This is a genomic window from Ensifer sp. GW823-FHT05D09, from assembly GCF_058795755.1.
Window position 1 is genome coordinate 96357 of sequence record NZ_JBXAIA010000012.1, and the last position, 16089, is coordinate 112445.

Annotated in this window: 13 protein-coding genes; 6 read left to right on the forward strand and 7 right to left on the reverse strand. The window is 61.3% G+C overall.

Annotated elements, in window-relative coordinates; genetic code table 11:
- Positions 1-7: 7 nt before the first annotated feature.
- The 5 genes from AC1Q80_RS27040 to AC1Q80_RS27060 form a co-directional block, all read right to left on the reverse strand.
- Positions 8-1627 carry a dipeptide ABC transporter ATP-binding protein gene (locus AC1Q80_RS27040; protein ID WP_492362426.1) on the reverse strand — a complete coding sequence of 540 codons (1620 nt, stop codon included), beginning with the start codon at positions 1625-1627 and terminating at the stop codon, positions 8-10.
- Entirely contained in the window at positions 1620-2543 is a 924-nt protein-coding gene (locus tag AC1Q80_RS27045) for an ABC transporter permease (RefSeq protein ID WP_173422402.1), read from the reverse strand. The genes AC1Q80_RS27040 and AC1Q80_RS27045 overlap by 8 nt, the downstream gene beginning before the upstream one ends.
- 11 nt (positions 2544-2554) lie before the next feature.
- A complete protein-coding gene (locus AC1Q80_RS27050; RefSeq protein ID WP_492362427.1) occupies positions 2555-3469 on the reverse strand; it encodes an ABC transporter permease in 915 nt (304 codons plus the stop codon).
- An 89-nt stretch (positions 3470-3558) separates the two neighbouring features.
- Positions 3559-5058, reverse strand: coding sequence for an ABC transporter substrate-binding protein (locus AC1Q80_RS27055; RefSeq protein ID WP_492362428.1), 1500 nt, complete (start codon positions 5056-5058; stop codon positions 3559-3561).
- A 33-nt stretch (positions 5059-5091) separates the two neighbouring features.
- A complete protein-coding gene (locus tag AC1Q80_RS27060) occupies positions 5092-5970 on the reverse strand; it encodes a DMT family transporter (RefSeq protein ID WP_492362429.1) in 879 nt (292 codons plus the stop codon).
- 236 nt (positions 5971-6206) lie between these two features.
- Here AC1Q80_RS27060 and AC1Q80_RS27065 point away from each other — a divergent pair, with 236 nt between their 5' ends.
- Genes AC1Q80_RS27065 through AC1Q80_RS27075 form a run of 3 tightly spaced genes read left to right on the forward strand, consistent with a single transcriptional unit; the run spans position 6207 to position 9482 of the window.
- A complete protein-coding gene (locus tag AC1Q80_RS27065) occupies positions 6207-7403 on the forward strand; it encodes a sialidase family protein (RefSeq protein WP_173422398.1) in 1197 nt (398 codons plus the stop codon).
- Positions 7400-8356, forward strand: coding sequence for a 4-hydroxythreonine-4-phosphate dehydrogenase PdxA (gene pdxA, locus AC1Q80_RS27070; RefSeq protein WP_492362430.1), 957 nt, complete (start codon positions 7400-7402; stop codon positions 8354-8356). The genes AC1Q80_RS27065 and pdxA overlap by 4 nt, the downstream gene beginning before the upstream one ends.
- Positions 8357-8363: 7 nt before the next feature.
- Positions 8364-9482 (forward strand): iron-containing alcohol dehydrogenase, encoded by a 1119-nt coding sequence (locus tag AC1Q80_RS27075; protein ID WP_173422396.1) that lies wholly within the window; start codon positions 8364-8366, stop codon positions 9480-9482.
- 123 nt (positions 9483-9605) lie between these two features.
- On the opposite strand, the gene AC1Q80_RS27080 is transcribed toward AC1Q80_RS27075, so the two are convergent.
- The gene (locus AC1Q80_RS27080) at positions 9606-10307 is read right to left on the reverse strand and encodes a FadR/GntR family transcriptional regulator (RefSeq protein WP_173422395.1); all 702 of its coding nucleotides are present in this window, start codon (positions 10305-10307) and stop codon (positions 9606-9608) included.
- Positions 10308-10310: 3 nt separating this feature from the next.
- The gene (locus tag AC1Q80_RS27085) at positions 10311-11339 is read right to left on the reverse strand and encodes a four-carbon acid sugar kinase family protein (RefSeq protein WP_492362431.1); all 1029 of its coding nucleotides are present in this window, start codon (positions 11337-11339) and stop codon (positions 10311-10313) included.
- Positions 11340-11863: 524 nt separating this feature from the next.
- Here AC1Q80_RS27085 and AC1Q80_RS27090 point away from each other — a divergent pair.
- The 3 genes from AC1Q80_RS27090 to AC1Q80_RS27100 all read left to right on the forward strand — a co-directional run bounded on the left by AC1Q80_RS27090 (position 11864) and on the right by AC1Q80_RS27100 (position 16064).
- On the forward strand, positions 11864-12343 hold the full coding sequence (locus AC1Q80_RS27090; RefSeq protein ID WP_492362432.1) for an RNA polymerase sigma factor: 480 nt from the start codon (positions 11864-11866) through the stop codon (positions 12341-12343).
- A 121-nt stretch (positions 12344-12464) separates the two neighbouring features.
- Positions 12465-13421, forward strand: a complete 957-nt coding sequence (locus tag AC1Q80_RS27095; RefSeq protein WP_173422392.1) for a FecR family protein — start codon at positions 12465-12467, stop codon at positions 13419-13421.
- A 210-nt stretch (positions 13422-13631) separates the two neighbouring features.
- The gene (locus AC1Q80_RS27100) at positions 13632-16064 is read left to right on the forward strand and encodes a TonB-dependent siderophore receptor (RefSeq protein ID WP_492362433.1); all 2433 of its coding nucleotides are present in this window, start codon (positions 13632-13634) and stop codon (positions 16062-16064) included.
- Positions 16065-16089 lie beyond the last annotated feature (25 nt).

Sequence of the window (16089 nt, forward strand, 5' to 3'; positions counted from 1 at the left end):
GGACGCCTCAGGAGGCGTATTCGAGCCGGGCGGCGCGATTGGCCGCCTGAACATCGGGGTCGGGATCAAGCCCGGCTGCCAGCAGCGCGCGGGTATAGTCTTGGCGCGGGGTTTCAAACACCTCCTGCACCGTGCCCAGTTCCACGACATGGCCCTTCTGCATCACCATGACGTGGTCGGCAAAGTCGCGAACGACCGGAAGATCATGAGCGATGAAGATGAAGGCGATGCCCATGTCCTTGCGAAGCCGGTCGAGCAAGGCAATGACCTGGGCCTGGACCGAGACGTCAAGCGCTGAAACCGCTTCGTCGCAGATGATCAGTTGCGGCTCGAGGGCAAGCGCCCGGGCAATGGCGATGCGTTGACGCTGACCGCCGGAAAACTGATGCGGATATCGTCCCATATGTTCCGGGCCGAGACCGACCTGCACCAGCAGCTCGGCCACGCGTTCGCGCCATTTTGCCTTCGGCAGGATGTCCGGATGGATCACCCATGCCTCGGAAATCAGCTGGTAGACGGTCATGCGTGGATTGAGCGACTGGGTGGGGTCCTGGAACACCATCTGCAGGTCGCGCCGCAATTTGTAGAGTTCCGCCGGCGACAGCTGGAAAAGGTCACGGCCTTTCCACAGCGCGCTGCCGCCGTCTGGTTCGTCCAGCCTGACCAGAATGCGGGCAAGGGTGGATTTGCCCGAACCGCTCTCGCCGACGACGGCCATGGTCTCACCGGGCATCAGGTCGAAGGAGATGCCTTTCAGCGCCTCGAAACTGCCGTAGTGCTTGCGCACCTCGCGGACCGACAGAACCGGCTCGCCGCGTGCGCCTGGCGCATGCATCTTGCCTTTCCCGGGTGCGGCGGCGATCAGCTTGCGGGTGTAGGGGTGCTGCGGGTTCTTGTAGACCTCGCGGACCGTTCCGGCCTCGACCAGTTCGCCCTTTTCCATCACCACGACCCGATCGGCGATCTCGGCGACGACGCCGAGGTCATGCGTGATAATGAGAACCGCCATTCCGGTTTCCTGCTGCAATTCTTCCAGCAGTGCCAGCACTTCAGCCTGTACGGTGACATCGAGCGCCGTCGTCGGCTCGTCGGCGATCAGTAGATCGGGGCGAAGCGCAAGCGCCATGGCGATCATGACGCGCTGGCGCTGGCCGCCGGAAAATTCGTGCGGATATTTGTCGAGCGATTTTTCCGGGTCGGGTATGCCGACGCGGGTGAGCAGACGCAGAGCTTCCGACTGCGCCGCCGCACTCGCGGCACCATGAGTGGTCAACGCCTCGCGTATCTGCCAGCCGACGGTATAGACCGGGTTCAGATGGCTGAGCGGATCCTGAAAGATCATCGCAATCCGGCGGCCGTTCACCTCGCGTCGCTTGTGTGCCGGCATCTTCAGCAGATCGACGCCGTCAAGCAGGATCTCGCCCGAGCTGATGCGCCCTGGTGGCATGTCGATCAGGTTCATGATCGCCGACGAGGAGACAGACTTTCCCGAGCCGCTCTCACCCAGGATCGCTAGCGTCTCGCCGCGGTCGATATGGTACGAGATGTTGCGGACGGCTTTGACGACGCCCATGGCCGTGTGGAACTCGACCGAGAGGTTGCGGACTTCCAGCAGGTGGTCAGCCATTCTTGCGGCCTTTCATTTCCAGGCGCCAGCGCTGGACGGGATCGAGCGCGATACGCATCCAGTTCGAAAGCAGGTTCAGCGACATGGTCGTCAGGATGATTGCCAGGCCCGGCCAGAAGGAAAGCCACCAGGCATTGGTGAGATACTGCCGCCCTTGGGAAATCATCAGGCCCCAGGTGATCTCGGGCGGCTGGATGCCGATGCCGAGGAAGGAGAGCGCGCTTTCGGCCAGCATCACATAGGCGAAGTCGAGCGTGGCGAGCGTCGTCAGCGTCGGCAGCACCACCGGCAGGATGTGCCGGAACAGGATACGCCGGTTCGATGCGCCCATGACGCGCGCCGCCTGCACGAACATGCGTTCGCGGATCTCCAGCACCTCGGCTCGGGTGGTGCGCAGGTAAACCGGAATGCGCGTGATCGAAAGAACCAGCATCAGGTTCAGGATCGATGAACCAAGAACATAAAGCACGATCACCGCGATCAGGAGCGACGGGAACGACATGATGACGTCGGCCAGCCGCATGATGATCTGGTTGACGCGTGGCGAGGAGAAGCCCGCGATCAGGCCGAGGGTCGTGCCGACGACGGCGGAGATCGCCACGGCGCCGGCAGCCACCATGAGCGTGTTTTGCGTTGCCACGATGATGCGGGCAAGCAACGGGCGCCCGAGCGCATCCGCTCCCATCCACCACACCCAGCCGCGTTCCCACTCGAAGGGTGCTGCATTTCGGCCGCGCAGGTTCTGCTTGGTCGCGAGATCGCCGAGCCAGCTCGGTCCGACGATCGCCAGGATGAGGACGACAATGAGGAAAATGGCGGCACAGAGGGCGAACTTGTCGGCCCACAGCATGCGGGCCATGCGAACCGCAAATCCCGGTTCCGCGGCGATTGTCGTATCTGTCGTCTGTAAGGTCATGGCCGAACTCTTCAATGACGGATGCGGGGATCGAGCAGCGCGTAGGCAAGGTCGATCAGCAGGTTCATGACGAAGATCGCGAGCGCGGTGACGAGAATGGCGGCCAGCACCACATTGAAGTCACGCTGCAGGATGGAATCGATCATCAGCTTGCCGACACCGGGAAAGCCGAAAATGGTTTCGACGATAACCGCGCCGTTCAAGAGGCTGGCCGCCTGGTCGCCGATGACGGTGATGACGGGAAGCATGGCGTTGCGCAGCGCGTGCAGGAAGATGATCGGCCCTGACTTCACGCCCTTGGCGCGGGCGGTCTTCACGTAAGCCGATGAAAGCGCTGATATCATCGAACCGCGCACCACCTGCACGATGATGCCGAACGGGCGGACGAACAGAACGCCGATCGGCAGGATCCAGTGCAGCAGTGAGCCCGTGCCGGACGTGGGAAGCCAGGCAAGGTTTACCGAGAAGACGACGATCGCGACAATGGCGAGCCAGAAGTCCGGTACGGCGGCACCGATCAGCGAGATGACGGAAGAGAGGCGGTCGAAAAAGCCGCCGGCGCGGAAGGCGGCCAGCGAGCCGACGACGATGGCAGCGCCGGTCACCAGGGACATGGTGATGGCGGCAAGCCAGAGCGTCCACACGAAAGCCTCCAGGACCACGTCCAGTGCCGGGCGCGCCTTGCGAAGGGATTCACCGAAATCACCGGTGACGACGTCGCCGACATAGCGGGCAAACTGAACCATGAGCGGATCGTTGAGGCCGTGGATCTCGCGAAATTGCTGCTTCATTTCCGCCGAGGCTTCGACGGGCAGGAAGAGCGCGGCAGGATCTCCTGTCAGACGCGAGAGGAAAAAGACCATCACGATCAGGCCGACCAGCGAAACCAGGCTGGCCACGGCGCGTTTACGAATGAAGCTCATCATTGTGCCCCTGGATTGCAGAGGCGGCGAGATCGTCCCGCCGCCTTGATTGCGTCCGTCACTGGCGGTCTCCTACTGACCGCCAGAACAGTTCACTTGATGCTGATCTCCGAAAGCTGGAGCATCGAGTTGGTCGCCATGGTGGGCTTGAAGTCCAGGCGTTCAGAAACGCGCGAGAAGCCGACCATGTGGAAGAGCAGCACGTCGGCTACCACTTCATCATGCACATAAGCGATGGTTTCCGACCAGAGCTTGGCCCGTTCGTCGCCAGTGGCGGCCGACGCGCGCTTGATCAGATCGTCGACCTTGCGGTCGGAGAAGCCTGACTGCGTACCCTCGGTCGCGTACTTGAAGAACATAGAGAAGGACGGGTCGCCCTTGGAGTTGTCGTGCATGGCTGCGACGAGCTGCGGTCCGCGACCTTCCTTGAACGGCTTGGAATAGTAGCCTTCATGCTCTGCGACCTCGACGAACTTCAGATCGATCTTAAAGCCGACTTCCTGCAATTGCGCCTGGATGGCTTCCATGATCTCCGTCACGTTCGGGAAGTTTGCCGAGCGCGCGATGATGGTGATCGGTGTCTCGACCTTCACACCTTCCGCCTTGGCTTCCTCCAGCAGTTTTTTCGCGCCTTCCGGATCGTACGGGAAGACCTTGACATCAGGATTCCAGCCGAGCGTCGGTGGCGGCACGATGGCCGTGGCGAGCAGCGCGCTGTCTGGAACCAGGGTGCCGAGGAACGCCTGACGGTCGATAGCCATGTTGAGGGCACGGCGGACGCGCACGTCGTTCATCGGCTCGATATTGTGGTCGATGCGCAGGTACACGGTCTCGCTGTCGAGATAGGAGAAGTCGGTCTTGGGGTTTGTCGCGTCGAGCTGCGAGATGGAGGGTGAAAGATCGGCCTCGCCGGCCTGAACCATAGCTGCACGCACGGACGGGTCTGCACGGAACAGGTAGGTTGCTTCGGTAACCTGCGGCTTCTGGCCCCAATAGTCGTCGCGTTCCGTCAGCACGATCTGCTGGCCCGGCGTCCAGTTCGTCAGTTTGTAAGGACCGGTGCCGATCGGCTCGCGGATGAATTCGAGCGGTGTTTCCTCCGGCACGATCGTGACGAGTGACATCAAGAGTGGAAGGATCGGCTGAACCGGATCGGCGCTGAAGTCGATCGTGTGATCGTCGACGACATTAGCGGTGACCGTCATGCCGCCAAAGTAGCGGCGCGACTCGCAGGCATTCTTGTCGCTCATGATGCGGTCGAAACTATGCTTGACGTCCTTGGCGTCGAAGGTCGTGCCGTCAGAGAATTTCACGCCCTGGCGAAGGTGGAAACGCCAGCTGCCGTCTTCGTTCTGTTCCCACTTCTCCGCAAGACGTGGCAGCACGCCCTTGCCGCCGCGAACGTCGAGTTCGGTCAGGGTCTCGCTGACGTTCTGCATGATGACGCGACCGATGTTCGAGCGGGTCGCCATGCACGGCTCAAGCAGATCGGCTTCCTCCGCAAGCACGATCTTGATCGGCCCCGATGCGGCAAAGACGGGCGATATGGTGGAGCCCAACAGGAGCGCACCCAGGATAAGCGTTTTCTTCATTGCATTCTCCTCCCTAGAAAGTCTGGTTCAGTTCTATTTGGCAGCGGATCCGAATTTTCCGGAACGCGCGGCAATCAAGGCGGCGCAGCATATGAGCGCGCCTCCGCCGATGGTGGTCAGGGCGACGGTTTCGCCGAACAGGGCAAATCCACCGAAGGCGACGAGCGGCAGGCGCAGGAAGTCCACCGGCGCCACGACCGTTGCCGGCGCCAACGAAAAGGCGTGCGTCATCAGCGCCATGCAGGCGGTGCCGACCACGCCCTGAAGCGCCAGAAGCCCCATTTCCCTCGGACCAGGCATGGTGAAAAAGGGGAGGGCGAACAGCAGGGCGATCGGTACGGTCAAGAGAAGGTTCCACACGACCAGTGTCGACGTCGCGTCACCCTTCGACATGGACTTCAGGATCAGCTGGATTGCCGATTGAAGCACCGCGCCCGTCAACGCCAGCAGGATTGCCAGCGTGAAGCCAGTTCCCGACGGTCCGATCACCAGCATGGCGCCGGCAAAGCCGAGGGCGACGGCCGCGATCATCGCCGGGCCGGGTCGCTCGCCCAATGTTAGCGCTGCGCCAAGGACGACGAAGATCGGAGATGTGAAGGCGATGGCGGTAACATCGGCGAGCGGCCCCCAGCTAAAGGCGGCAAACAGCGCGATCATCGCCAGCAGTTTGAAAGCGGCGCGCAAGGCGTGCTGACGCATCGGATGGGTCGTGCGTAGAACGGATGGACGCAGTGCGATCCAGGGCAGAAGGATCAGCGCACCGAAAAAAGCGCGGAAAAATCCGATGACGAAAGGGTGCACGGCGCCGCTCAGCGCCCGTACGATCACGGCATCCGACGCGGCAAGCGTAGCTGCTCCCGCTGCAAAGACGACGGCCGTCGTAGCCTGATGGCGGCTGTTGGTGCTGTGCATGAAATTCCTCCGTCCCCGGCATCCTCGTTCCAGGTTGGCTCGACCATCCATCTTTTTGGTAATGTTGTCAAATCGTTTCGTCATGTAATTTTTAGTGCAAAGATATATATCAATATTAAAGCAATTATATCAATCAGTTGGCAAATAATCGCATAAATCATAACTCATAAAAGTGACATTAATAAACTTGACAACTTGGAAAATTTAGCGATTTTCAAACCTGACTGGAGGACCAAATGCATCCCGATGAAATCGCTCGCAACATGACCGGCGTGCTTCAATCCGTGTCCAAGGGGCGCGACGAAGCCTTGTTGCCTTCGCCAATGATCCAGAATCATGCGGCTTTCCTGCATCTGCTCGATGAGGGCGCACTCGTGTGCGCCTGGTTCGGTGGAACGCTCGAGGGCAAGTCGGATATCTCCATCTTCGCATCGGTGCTGGTGGAAGGCTCTGCGAACTGGGGTCCGCCCCAGCGCCTGAGTGACGATCCTTCGCACTCTGAGCAGAATCCGGTGTTGTTTTCCGCGCCGGACGGCAGACTTTGGCTTTTTCATACCTCCCAGCCTTCGGGCAATCAGGATGAATGCCGCATCCGCATGGCCGAGGTGCAGCGCGACCCGTTGGATCCGCACAGGCTCGTCGCCACGCAAGGTCGTTATCTCGATCTTCCGCGTGGTTGCTTCGTGCGTGCGCCCATCATCATTCGCGATGACGGAGCATGGCTGTTGCCAATTTTCCGCTGCGTGCAGCGCCCCGGCCAGAAATGGAATGGTAGCCACGATACCGCGGCCGTGGGTGTGTCGGTCGATGGCGGCGAGACCTGGCGGCTTGATGACATCGACCAGTCCACTGGTTGTGTGCACATGTCGCCCGTGGCTCTCGGAGAGGATCGGCTTGTTTCTTTCTTTCGGCGCCGGCAGGCCGATTTCGTCTACCGCAGCGACAGCAGCGACGGTGGGCGGACCTGGTCCGTACCTCACGCCACGGATGTGGCGAACAACAATTCATCGCTTGCCGCCGCCCGCCTTCGCGACGGCCGGATCGCCATGATCTGCAATCCCATCAATGCGCTGTCGTCGACCGACCGACGCGCTTCGCTCTACGACGAACTGGGCGAGGAGGATAACCGGCCGGATGCGGATCCAACCGGAGGGTGCGTTCCTGTGTGGGGGGTGCCGCGAGCACCCGTCGCGCTCTGCCTCTCCGAGGACGAGGGGCGTTCCTTTGCCATGCGCCAGGTCGTCGAAGATGGTCCAGGCACCTGCCTGTCCAACGATTCAACCGACGGCCGCAACCAGGAAATGTCCTACCCGTGGCTGCTCGAGGGTCCTGATGGCACCATGCATCTCGCCTACACCTATCATCGGCGTGCGATCAAATATGTCCGCCTGGCTCCCGGCTGGGACAGCGCGGCTCGACGGAGTGTTTCATGAGCAATATCATCGGAATAACCATGGGTGACCCATGCGGGGTCGGGCCTGAGATCGCGGTCCGCGCCTTGGCTGAAATGTCGCCTGCAGATCGGGATCAGACGCGGATCTACGGCAATCTGACCACGCTCGAAACGGCTCGATCCGCACTCGGCATCGATATCGATCTTGCGCCTTTCGTCGTCGATCTGCCGATCGAGGGCGCGCCGCTTCCCTGGGGGCAGTTGAGCGCGGTGGCCGGCGATGCCGCCTTCCGATTCATCGAGAAAGCGGTACGGGATGCCGAAGCCGGCGCGATCGGCTGCATCGTCACCGCCCCGATCAACAAGGAAGCACTGAACCTTGCCGGCCATCACTATGATGGCCATACCGGCATGCTGCGCAGCCTGACCGGTTCGAAGGCGGCCTATATGCTGCTCGCTTCCGAACGGTTGAAGGTCATCCATATCTCGACCCATGTCTCGCTGCAGGAGGCCATCAGGCGAGCGACGACCGAAAGGGTACTGGCGACGATCAGGGCCGGCGACGCGCATCTGAAGCGCATCGGCTACGCCGCGCCGAAAATCGCGGTCGCCGGCATTAATCCGCATTGTGGCGAGAACGGCCTCTTCGGCACCGAGGATGACGACCAGATCGCGCCTGCGGTCGCAGCTGCACGTGCGGAAGGGATCGACGTCCAGGGGCCCATTTCGGCCGACACGGTATTTTACCGCGCCTATTCCGGCGCATTCGATCTGATTGTTGCCCAGTACCACGATCAGGGACACATCCCCATCAAGCTTGTTGCCTTCGACACGGCGGTGAACGTCTCGGTGGATCTGCCGATCGACCGCACGTCCGTCGACCACGGGACGGCCTTCGACATCGCCGGAAAGGGGATCGCCAACCACGGCAATATGAACTCCGCCATCGCCTATGCGCGCAAGCTCGTCAACGGCCGCGCCAAGCAAGGATGACCAAGCCATGACCATCGCTCAAATCACCCTTCATCAACCCCGCCGCCTGGCGGTCGGGGCCGGCCTCATCGGCGAGGTCGGCGCCTGGGCGGCAGATGTGCAGTCCACGCTCGTGATAGCAACGCCGATAACCGCCGGATTTGTCGATCGGCTGAAGCTTTCCGGCCGCGTTACCGTGTTTGATGCAATTCCGGGCGAACCGGATATCGCGACGCTGGAGGCGGCGATTGAGGCGGCGCGGAGGTGCAAGCCGGACCTGATCGTCGGGCTCGGCGGCGGTTCGGTGCTCGACGTGGCAAAGCTGGCTGCCGTGCTCTGGGATTCGGATCAGACGCTCGGCGACGTCGCGGGGCCGAACCGTGTCGCGGGTCGCCGCACACGCCTGGTTCAGGTCGCGACAACGGCGGGAACAGGTTCCGAGGCGGGTATTCGCTCGTTGATCACCGACCCGGCAAAGGGCAACAAGGTCGCCGTGGAAAGCCCGCACATGATCGCGGACTTTGCCGTTCTCGATCCCGAGTTGACCTATTCGGTGCCGCCGGCGGTCACGGCAGCGACCGGCGTCGACGCTATGGCTCATTGTGTCGAGGCTTTCACCAACAAGCGGGCGCATCCGATGATCGACGGGTTCGCGCGCATGGGCTTCCGTCTCGTCGGCAAGTATCTGGCGCGGGCGGTCAGGGACGGCTCCGATACCGAGGCGCGGGAAGGCCTGATGCTCGCATCCTACTACGGTGGCATCTGCCTTGGCCCCGTCAACACGGCCGCTGGACACGCCATTGCCTATCCTCTCGGCACCCGGCTCGGTTTGCCGCACGGGCTCGCCAACGCCATCATCTTTCCCCACGTGCTCGCCTTCAACCAGCCTGTTGCGGCAAAGAAGACGGATGAGGTCGCGCTTGCGCTCGGCTTCGGCGGCGCACTGTCCGAAACCGAGCTTTTGAGCGCGGCGCAGGGTTTCTGCAGGAACCTGGGCATCGAGATGTCGCTTGCCGCTCATGGTGCGGCTGCGGATGATCTGCCTCTCTACGCGAGTGAAGCGCATGCAAACCGCCGCCTGATGGACAACAATCCGGTCGATATGACCGTTGAGGATGTGCTGTCGGTCTATAAGGCAGCCTTCTAGCCGGTCGGATCGGTATTCGCGCTTCCCGACAAAAATGCCTCGGCTGTTGGCCGAGGCATTTTTCTTTGTATGCAAGGTAAACCTCCATCTCTGGTGGAGGTCATGACTTCCAGATCGTCCGGCCTATCTGGTCGCCTGAAAGAGGCGCTCACGCGAGCCGGTCAGGTGATCAAGCATCAGTTGCTTTGCCCTCGTGCCATCGCCTGAGGCGATCGCTTCGGCGATTGCCTCATGTTCGGCAAAAACACGGGTAAGGCCGGCCGCCTCGCGCTTGACCGATGCGCCGTGAAATTTCATGCCGACGGCAATATGGTCCTTGAGTGCTTCCATCGCGGTCGAGAAGTAGCTGTTGCGGGCCGCGCGCGCGATCGCCAAATGAAACTGGAAGTCTGCGTCCTCGCGGTGCGACTGGCGATTGGTGGCATCCCGCATCAATTCGAGCGCCTGACGAATGGCGCCAAGGCTTGCGGTATCGTGGCGGGCGGCTGCGGCCGCGGCTGCGGCCGGTTCGACGGTCAGCCGGAACTCGTAGCAGTTCAAGAGATCCGCAACATTCTCCAACTGTCCGAAGCCGAGCGGCTCTTTCATGCCAAGGGCGCGCACGAAACTGCCGGCGCCCCGGCGCGAATAGATCAAGCCCTGGTCCCGCAGGCGTTGAAGCGCCTCGCGGATGACCGGACGCGACACTTCGAATTCCGCCGCCAGTTCGTGCTCGGTCGGCAAGCGCTCATCGGGCTGATATGCGCCGGACTTGATCGCGCGGTGCATCCGTTCGAAGGCGAAGTCGGCCAGGCTCTTGCGTGTCGTTCCGTTCTCCAGTCCCATCTGTCATCCCATACTGCGGAGGATCCTGTCCGCAATCTCCCTCAACGTTCCCGGTTGGCCGAATCCCCCGGACTTGGCAATGATGCAACGGCCGTCCGCGTGGGCCAAGCCCAGTCCGGGCAGGCACTCACCAACCAGTCTGAAACGGGTGATCCCCATTTTCTCTAGCACGGCTTCGGCGGTAGCGCCGCCGGAAAGAAGCAAGGTGGAAGCGGCCCTGGTCAGCGCTGGAAATACGCTTTCTGCCAGAAGACGCGATACGTCCTGCGAACTCGTCGGTGCACTCCCGGGAACCGCCTGTACCAGCGTTATCAGGCTCTCATCTGCGGTCGCATCGGTCAGCCGGCCATTTGGTGCGGGCATGTAGCGCGGCTTGCGCGTGGCCCGCAACTCCTCGATCTGCGCCAGGGTAATCGGGTCTCGCGAGCCGATGACGAAAAGTCCGGGGCCTGGCGGGACCTCCGCAGCGCGCGGATCGGCCCCGCCGCTCGTTTGGTGCGCGAGTGCCTCCGCCAGTCCGCGCGCGCCGATGAGCAGATCCACGCCTTGCTCCTGCGATGCAAGCAGCCAGCCGTTCATATCTTCTAAGGTCGCGACATCGGGCACAGTGATTTGGCCCACGTGCCTGCCGAGCTTCTCCGCAATCGATATCGGCCTGTCGACGCCGAACCCCTGCACATGGCCGTCATTCACTATCCGCCCGAAATCCGGAATGGCCGGTGCCATCAGCGCCGAGCGATAAGGGGTGACGTCGAGCTCGGCGGCAATGTGGCCCTTGAGGCGCGAGTCGACCTTCTTGAACAGGCGTGTGCCAGGCGGCAATGCGGCGAGCGCCGCCGTCGTTGCGCTCTGCGCGCCTGCGAGGTCTAGTTCTCGCGAAGCAACATTGATTGAAATTACCTGCGGGTTCTCGCTCAGGGCCGCAGCGATCGCCCCGACGGTGAGCGCAATCTCCGTATGAAGGCCTCTGCTGGCAAATGGAGCAGCTGCATCCAGGGCGCCTGTCAGATCATCGGCGACAATGGCCAGCATGACACGAACTCCAAGAATTTGTTGTTATCTTTAGTTCCGGCATTTTTGATTGAAATGTCAAGAAAATTTGAGAGGTGAATTACAAATATGATGATGAAATGGAGCATGTCATGCGCACCGGAAAACATCCCGTCACTCGCGATCACCGTCATTCTCTTCGCCGCAGCAGGTGCGCAAGCGCCGCTGACCGTTACATTCGTCAATCCCGAGCACTATCGCGACCGTGGGAGGTCGCCTGCGGTCGCGGATCCCGTCGATGCACACAAGAATTCGGCTCATCGTCTTGCGGGAGCCGTACGCCGACTTGCGCCTAGCCAAACTCATGAGGTGACTGGCGCAGTCAGGTCGTTGCTTGGGCCGAGGTAAGCATGCTGCATAACGAAGCTATAATATGATATTGAAACTCAAGTTTATCTTCTTTAAGACGCGCTCACAGGCGGGGGTGAGCTCGGCGCTGTATCAGGCCTTGCAGTTTAACGGTTCCATCGCGGATGCCCCCCAACCCTAAGAAGACGATCCTGCAGGTGCTGACGGAAAGCTACGGCGATCTCGTCCGGCATGTCGCCCAGCGTTTCAAGGGGCGGGCAGATGCTGATGACGTGATCCAGGATACCTATCTGCGGGTCCGCAATATGCCGTCAGACACACCGATCCAAAACCCGCAGGCCTATCTGTTTCGAATGGCAAACAATGTTGCGGTTGACCATGTGCGTCGCCGTAACGCGCAAGAGCGCCACATATCTCCGATTGAATTTCCCGACGTCGGGTCGGGGGAGGTATCTGTCGATCGGGTGATCGACTATCGCCAGCGCCTCACGGCTCTGGAGCGCGTCGTTGCAGATCTGCCTGCGCGTCAGCGCGAAGTCTTTCTGATGCACAAGTTCGATGGTCTCAGCCATTCAGAAATCGCCGCCGAACTCGGCATTACACGCAGCGCCGTGGAGAAGTTGATCATGAAGGCGCTGGCCACCTGCCGTGATCGGCTCGACGGTTTGCTGGATTGAGGCGGATGCAAATGAAACGAGGGGTGAGGTACTCACACGCGAAATCCGTCTATATAGCGACCGTTGATAGCAGGAAACTTCATCGTGGCGTTCCTGTCCATGCAAAGAGCCGGTGTTGGTGATGGCAGAAGCCAGGGATCCCTCGAAAGAACAACCGAAAGACGAGGCGCTCGCCTGGTTCGTCCGCCTGACCTCCGGTGAGGCGACGGCCGCCGAGCGATCGGCGCACGCGACATGGGTGGCTGCGTCACCGTCGCACCGCAAGGAGTATGAGAAGCTTGCGGGCATCTGGTCCGATCTGGACATTATTGGCGATCCCAGGGGGCAGCGCGGGCTGCCGATTGCCAGTCGTTCCGCAGCCTTTGGCCGCCGCAGCTTTTTGGCAGGCGGCGCTGCCATGCTCGGGGTCGCAGGCTATGTCGGGCTGAACGGTTTGCCTGATTTTCTGCTGAGCGATTATGAGACAGGGACCGCGGAACTACGAGAGCTTGCACTGGCAGACGGATCAAGAGTGAGCCTTGACGCGGACACGGCGATTGCCGTGGACTTCATCGAGAGCAGGCGCTCCGTGCAGCTGTTGCGTGGCCGAGCGTTCTTCGATGTCGCGAAAGATGCGCGGCGTCCGTTCATAGTCGAGGCGGGGGCCGGCACGACAACCGCGCTTGGAACGCGTTTTGTCGTGCATCGATGGTCGGACACGGTAACCGTCTCGGTCGAGGAGAGCGCCGTTTCCGTGATGGCACCGGACCACTCTTCCGCGATCCTTCAGGTCGGTCAAAACGTCTCCTACGGCGAAACCGGTCTCGGCGACGTCGGCGATGTCGATGTTCAGAGCGAGACGGCTTGGCGGCGCGGCAAGCTTATCTTCAAGGACCGGCCGTTGCGGCAGGTTATCGCCGACGTTAATCGCTATCGCGCCGGCACCATCCGCATCGTCGACAGCGAGCTCGATAATCTTCGCGTTAGCGGGATATTCGAGATTGCCAATCCGGACGGCGTGCTCGGTGCACTTAGCGCGGCCTTGCCCGTCCGGGTCCTCCGCCTGACCGATTACCTGGTGCTTTTGCGCGCAGCCTGAAGGCTGGAGAGCAAAAAGAAATATTCCTGACAAATATATTCAACTTCAGGGGTGAGGAGGCTCACGCCGAGATCCGTCTTTGAGACGAGTGCCCTTGAGGCCTTTGAATTATTTGCAGGAATGGAGTGACGTCAGGGTATGGCGAGAGGATCGAGGGAACGTGCCGCATGGGGTACGGGGGTCGTTGTTTCGGGGCTGGCATGCGCGCTGATGGCATCCGTTGCCATCACGCCGGCATATGCCCAACAGACGACACCGAAGAGCATACGGCCCGCCGCTGCCGGTTTCAGCATCCCCGCAGGCCCGCTTGACGCGGCGATCATGCGCTTTGGAGATGCTGCCGGCCTGCAAATGCTGTATCCGGCGGACGTCGTACGTGGACTGCGCAGTGCTGGACTTTCGGGCAGCTTTACCACCGATGCCGCTCTTGCCAGGCTTCTTTCCGGCACCGGCCTGGTCTACCGCTTCACCGGCACCAACACGGTGACCATCTCGGACCCGCGTCGCACCAGCTCGGGTGAAGGCGCCGTCACCCCAGACGGGGCCACGGCTCTGCAGAAGATCGAGGTAAGCGGCCTGGGCGCTGCAACCGAAGGGACCGGTTCATATACAACAGGTGAGATGGCGACCGCGGCGGGCCTGCCGTTGTCGATCAGGGAAACGCCGCAGTCGGTGACCGTTGTCACCCGGCAGTTGCTTGATGATCGACAGGCAACGACGATTGCCGATGCCCTCGGCAGCGCCACGGGTATCAGCATCCAGCGTTACGACAGTGACCGTACCGAATTCTTTGCGCGCGGTTTCGCCCTGACCGAGTTTCAGTATGACGGCGTGCTCGCCAAGACCGACGGGGTTTACGATTATGGCCTGAGCAACGCCGACATGACGATCTACGACCGGGTCGAAATCGTGAAGGGCGCCAACGGCTTGCTGCAGGGGGCAGGGAGCCCCGGCGCCGCCGTCAATCTGGTGCGCAAGAAGCCGACCGACACGTTCCAGGCCTCGCTGACAGGGACTGCCGGTTCCTGGGATACGTATCGTTCGGAGATGGACGTCTCCGGTCCGCTGACTGCAGATGGCTCCCTGCGTGGACGCTTCGCCGGCGCCTACGAAGACGGCAAGTCCTATCTGGATCACTACGAGAAACGCAAGTTCACGCTCTACGGTGTGCTCGAAGCCGACATCACAGATGATACGACACTGACCGTCGGTGCCGACTACCAGCGCAATCTTCCGCGCGGGTCGAGCTGGACGGGCCTGCCGATGTTCTACAGCGACGGCTCGCGTACCGATTGGGATGTCTCCAAGAATCCGGCCACGGAGTGGAGCCGCCGCAACACCTATGCAAACAACTATTTTGCAACGCTCGTGCACGAGTTCGACAACGGCTGGAACCTGGATGTGACGCTCAACCATCGTCGCAACGGTCATGACAGCGTGCTCGGGTCGGCCGGCGGCGGTTGGCCAGATCCGGTGACGGGTGCCGGTGTCTTCCAGTATGTCGGGCGTTACGGCGGCAATGTCGTTCAAAACACCGCCGATGTCAGGGCTTCCGGTCCGATCGAGCTGTTTGGCCGGGACCATGATCTGATGATCGGCGCCACGGCATCGCGCACTTCCGACAAAGGTCCCTGGTACGGCTATGGCGGCGTCGGTTATGACCCGAACGTGCCCAACTTCTTCGATTGGGACGGCAAGACGCAGGAGCCGGGGTTCGATCTCGTCGGCAAATATCAAACGAAGACGACCCAGTACGGCGCCTATGCCGCCATTCGCCTGAAGCCGACCGATGAGCTCTCCGTCATCGCTGGAAGCCGCATAAGCTGGTGGGACACGAACGACTATGGCACGTACGACAATGCCAGCGGAACGTGGGCAGGCGCGGCGGCCTACTCGGTCAAGGGCGAACTCACGCCCTATCTCGGCGTCGTCTATGATCTGACTGACAGCTATTCAGTTTATGCAAGCTACACGAGCATTTTCAAACCGCAAAAAAGCCAGGATGTTGCAGGTGCCTATCTCGATCCCGAAATGGGCAATAGCTACGAAGCCGGCGTGAAGGGGGCGTTCTTCGACGGTGCCTTGAACACGACCGCTGCCGTCTTTCTGACCAGGCAGGACAACGTCGGCGAACAGGCCGGGACCGATCCCGTGACGGGCGATCCCTACTACACCGCCGCCGACGGGGTGACGACGAAGGGGTTTGAACTGGAGGCGTCCGGCGAGGTGCTGCCTGGCTGGAACGTCTATGCGGGCTACACATACGCCCATGCCCGCAAGGCCGACGGCGACCGGGTCTATTCCTTCATCCAGACGAGCGCACCGGAAAACGTCGTCAAGCTCTTCACCACCTATCAGCTGCCCGGAGAGTGGGAGAAGCTGACGGTTGGCGGCGGCATCCGCTGGCAGGACGAGATCTATGGCAAGGTGTGGAGCCCGGCCTCGGAATACGCTGTTCTCAGCCAGAAGAACGTCTTCCTGGTGGATCTGATGGCCCGGTACAGCTTCAACGAGAAGGTCGATCTGACCTTCAATGCGAAGAACCTCCTGAACGAGAAGTACTATGCGGGCTTCGGTAATTTCGACACCGGGTTCTACGGTGAGCCGCGCAGCTTCAGCGTTTCCACGAAGTTCAAGTTCTAAAGGTGGCGTCGGCGCAAGGCGTGCC

Excerpts from the sequence above, each read along its gene's own strand:
- AC1Q80_RS27040 (WP_492362426.1), bottom strand. The coding sequence starts at position 1,627 with ATGGCTGACCACCTGCTGGAAGTCCGCAACCTCTCGGTCGAGTTCCAC.
- AC1Q80_RS27045 (WP_173422402.1), bottom strand. The coding sequence starts at position 2,543 with ATGACCTTACAGACGACAGATACGACAATCGCCGCGGAACCGGGATTT.
- AC1Q80_RS27050 (WP_492362427.1), bottom strand. The coding sequence starts at position 3,469 with ATGATGAGCTTCATTCGTAAACGCGCCGTGGCCAGCCTGGTTTCGCTG.
- AC1Q80_RS27055 (WP_492362428.1), bottom strand. The coding sequence starts at position 5,058 with ATGAAGAAAACGCTTATCCTGGGTGCGCTCCTGTTGGGCTCCACCATA.
- AC1Q80_RS27060 (WP_492362429.1), bottom strand. The coding sequence starts at position 5,970 with ATGCACAGCACCAACAGCCGCCATCAGGCTACGACGGCCGTCGTCTTT.
- AC1Q80_RS27065 (WP_173422398.1), top strand. The coding sequence starts at position 6,207 with ATGCATCCCGATGAAATCGCTCGCAACATGACCGGCGTGCTTCAATCC.
- pdxA (WP_492362430.1), top strand. The coding sequence starts at position 7,400 with ATGAGCAATATCATCGGAATAACCATGGGTGACCCATGCGGGGTCGGG.
- AC1Q80_RS27075 (WP_173422396.1), top strand. The coding sequence starts at position 8,364 with ATGACCATCGCTCAAATCACCCTTCATCAACCCCGCCGCCTGGCGGTC.
- AC1Q80_RS27080 (WP_173422395.1), bottom strand. The coding sequence starts at position 10,307 with ATGGGACTGGAGAACGGAACGACACGCAAGAGCCTGGCCGACTTCGCC.
- AC1Q80_RS27085 (WP_492362431.1), bottom strand. The coding sequence starts at position 11,339 with ATGCTGGCCATTGTCGCCGATGATCTGACAGGCGCCCTGGATGCAGCT.
- AC1Q80_RS27095 (WP_173422392.1), top strand. The coding sequence starts at position 12,465 with ATGGCAGAAGCCAGGGATCCCTCGAAAGAACAACCGAAAGACGAGGCG.
- AC1Q80_RS27100 (WP_492362433.1), top strand. The coding sequence starts at position 13,632 with ATGGCATCCGTTGCCATCACGCCGGCATATGCCCAACAGACGACACCG.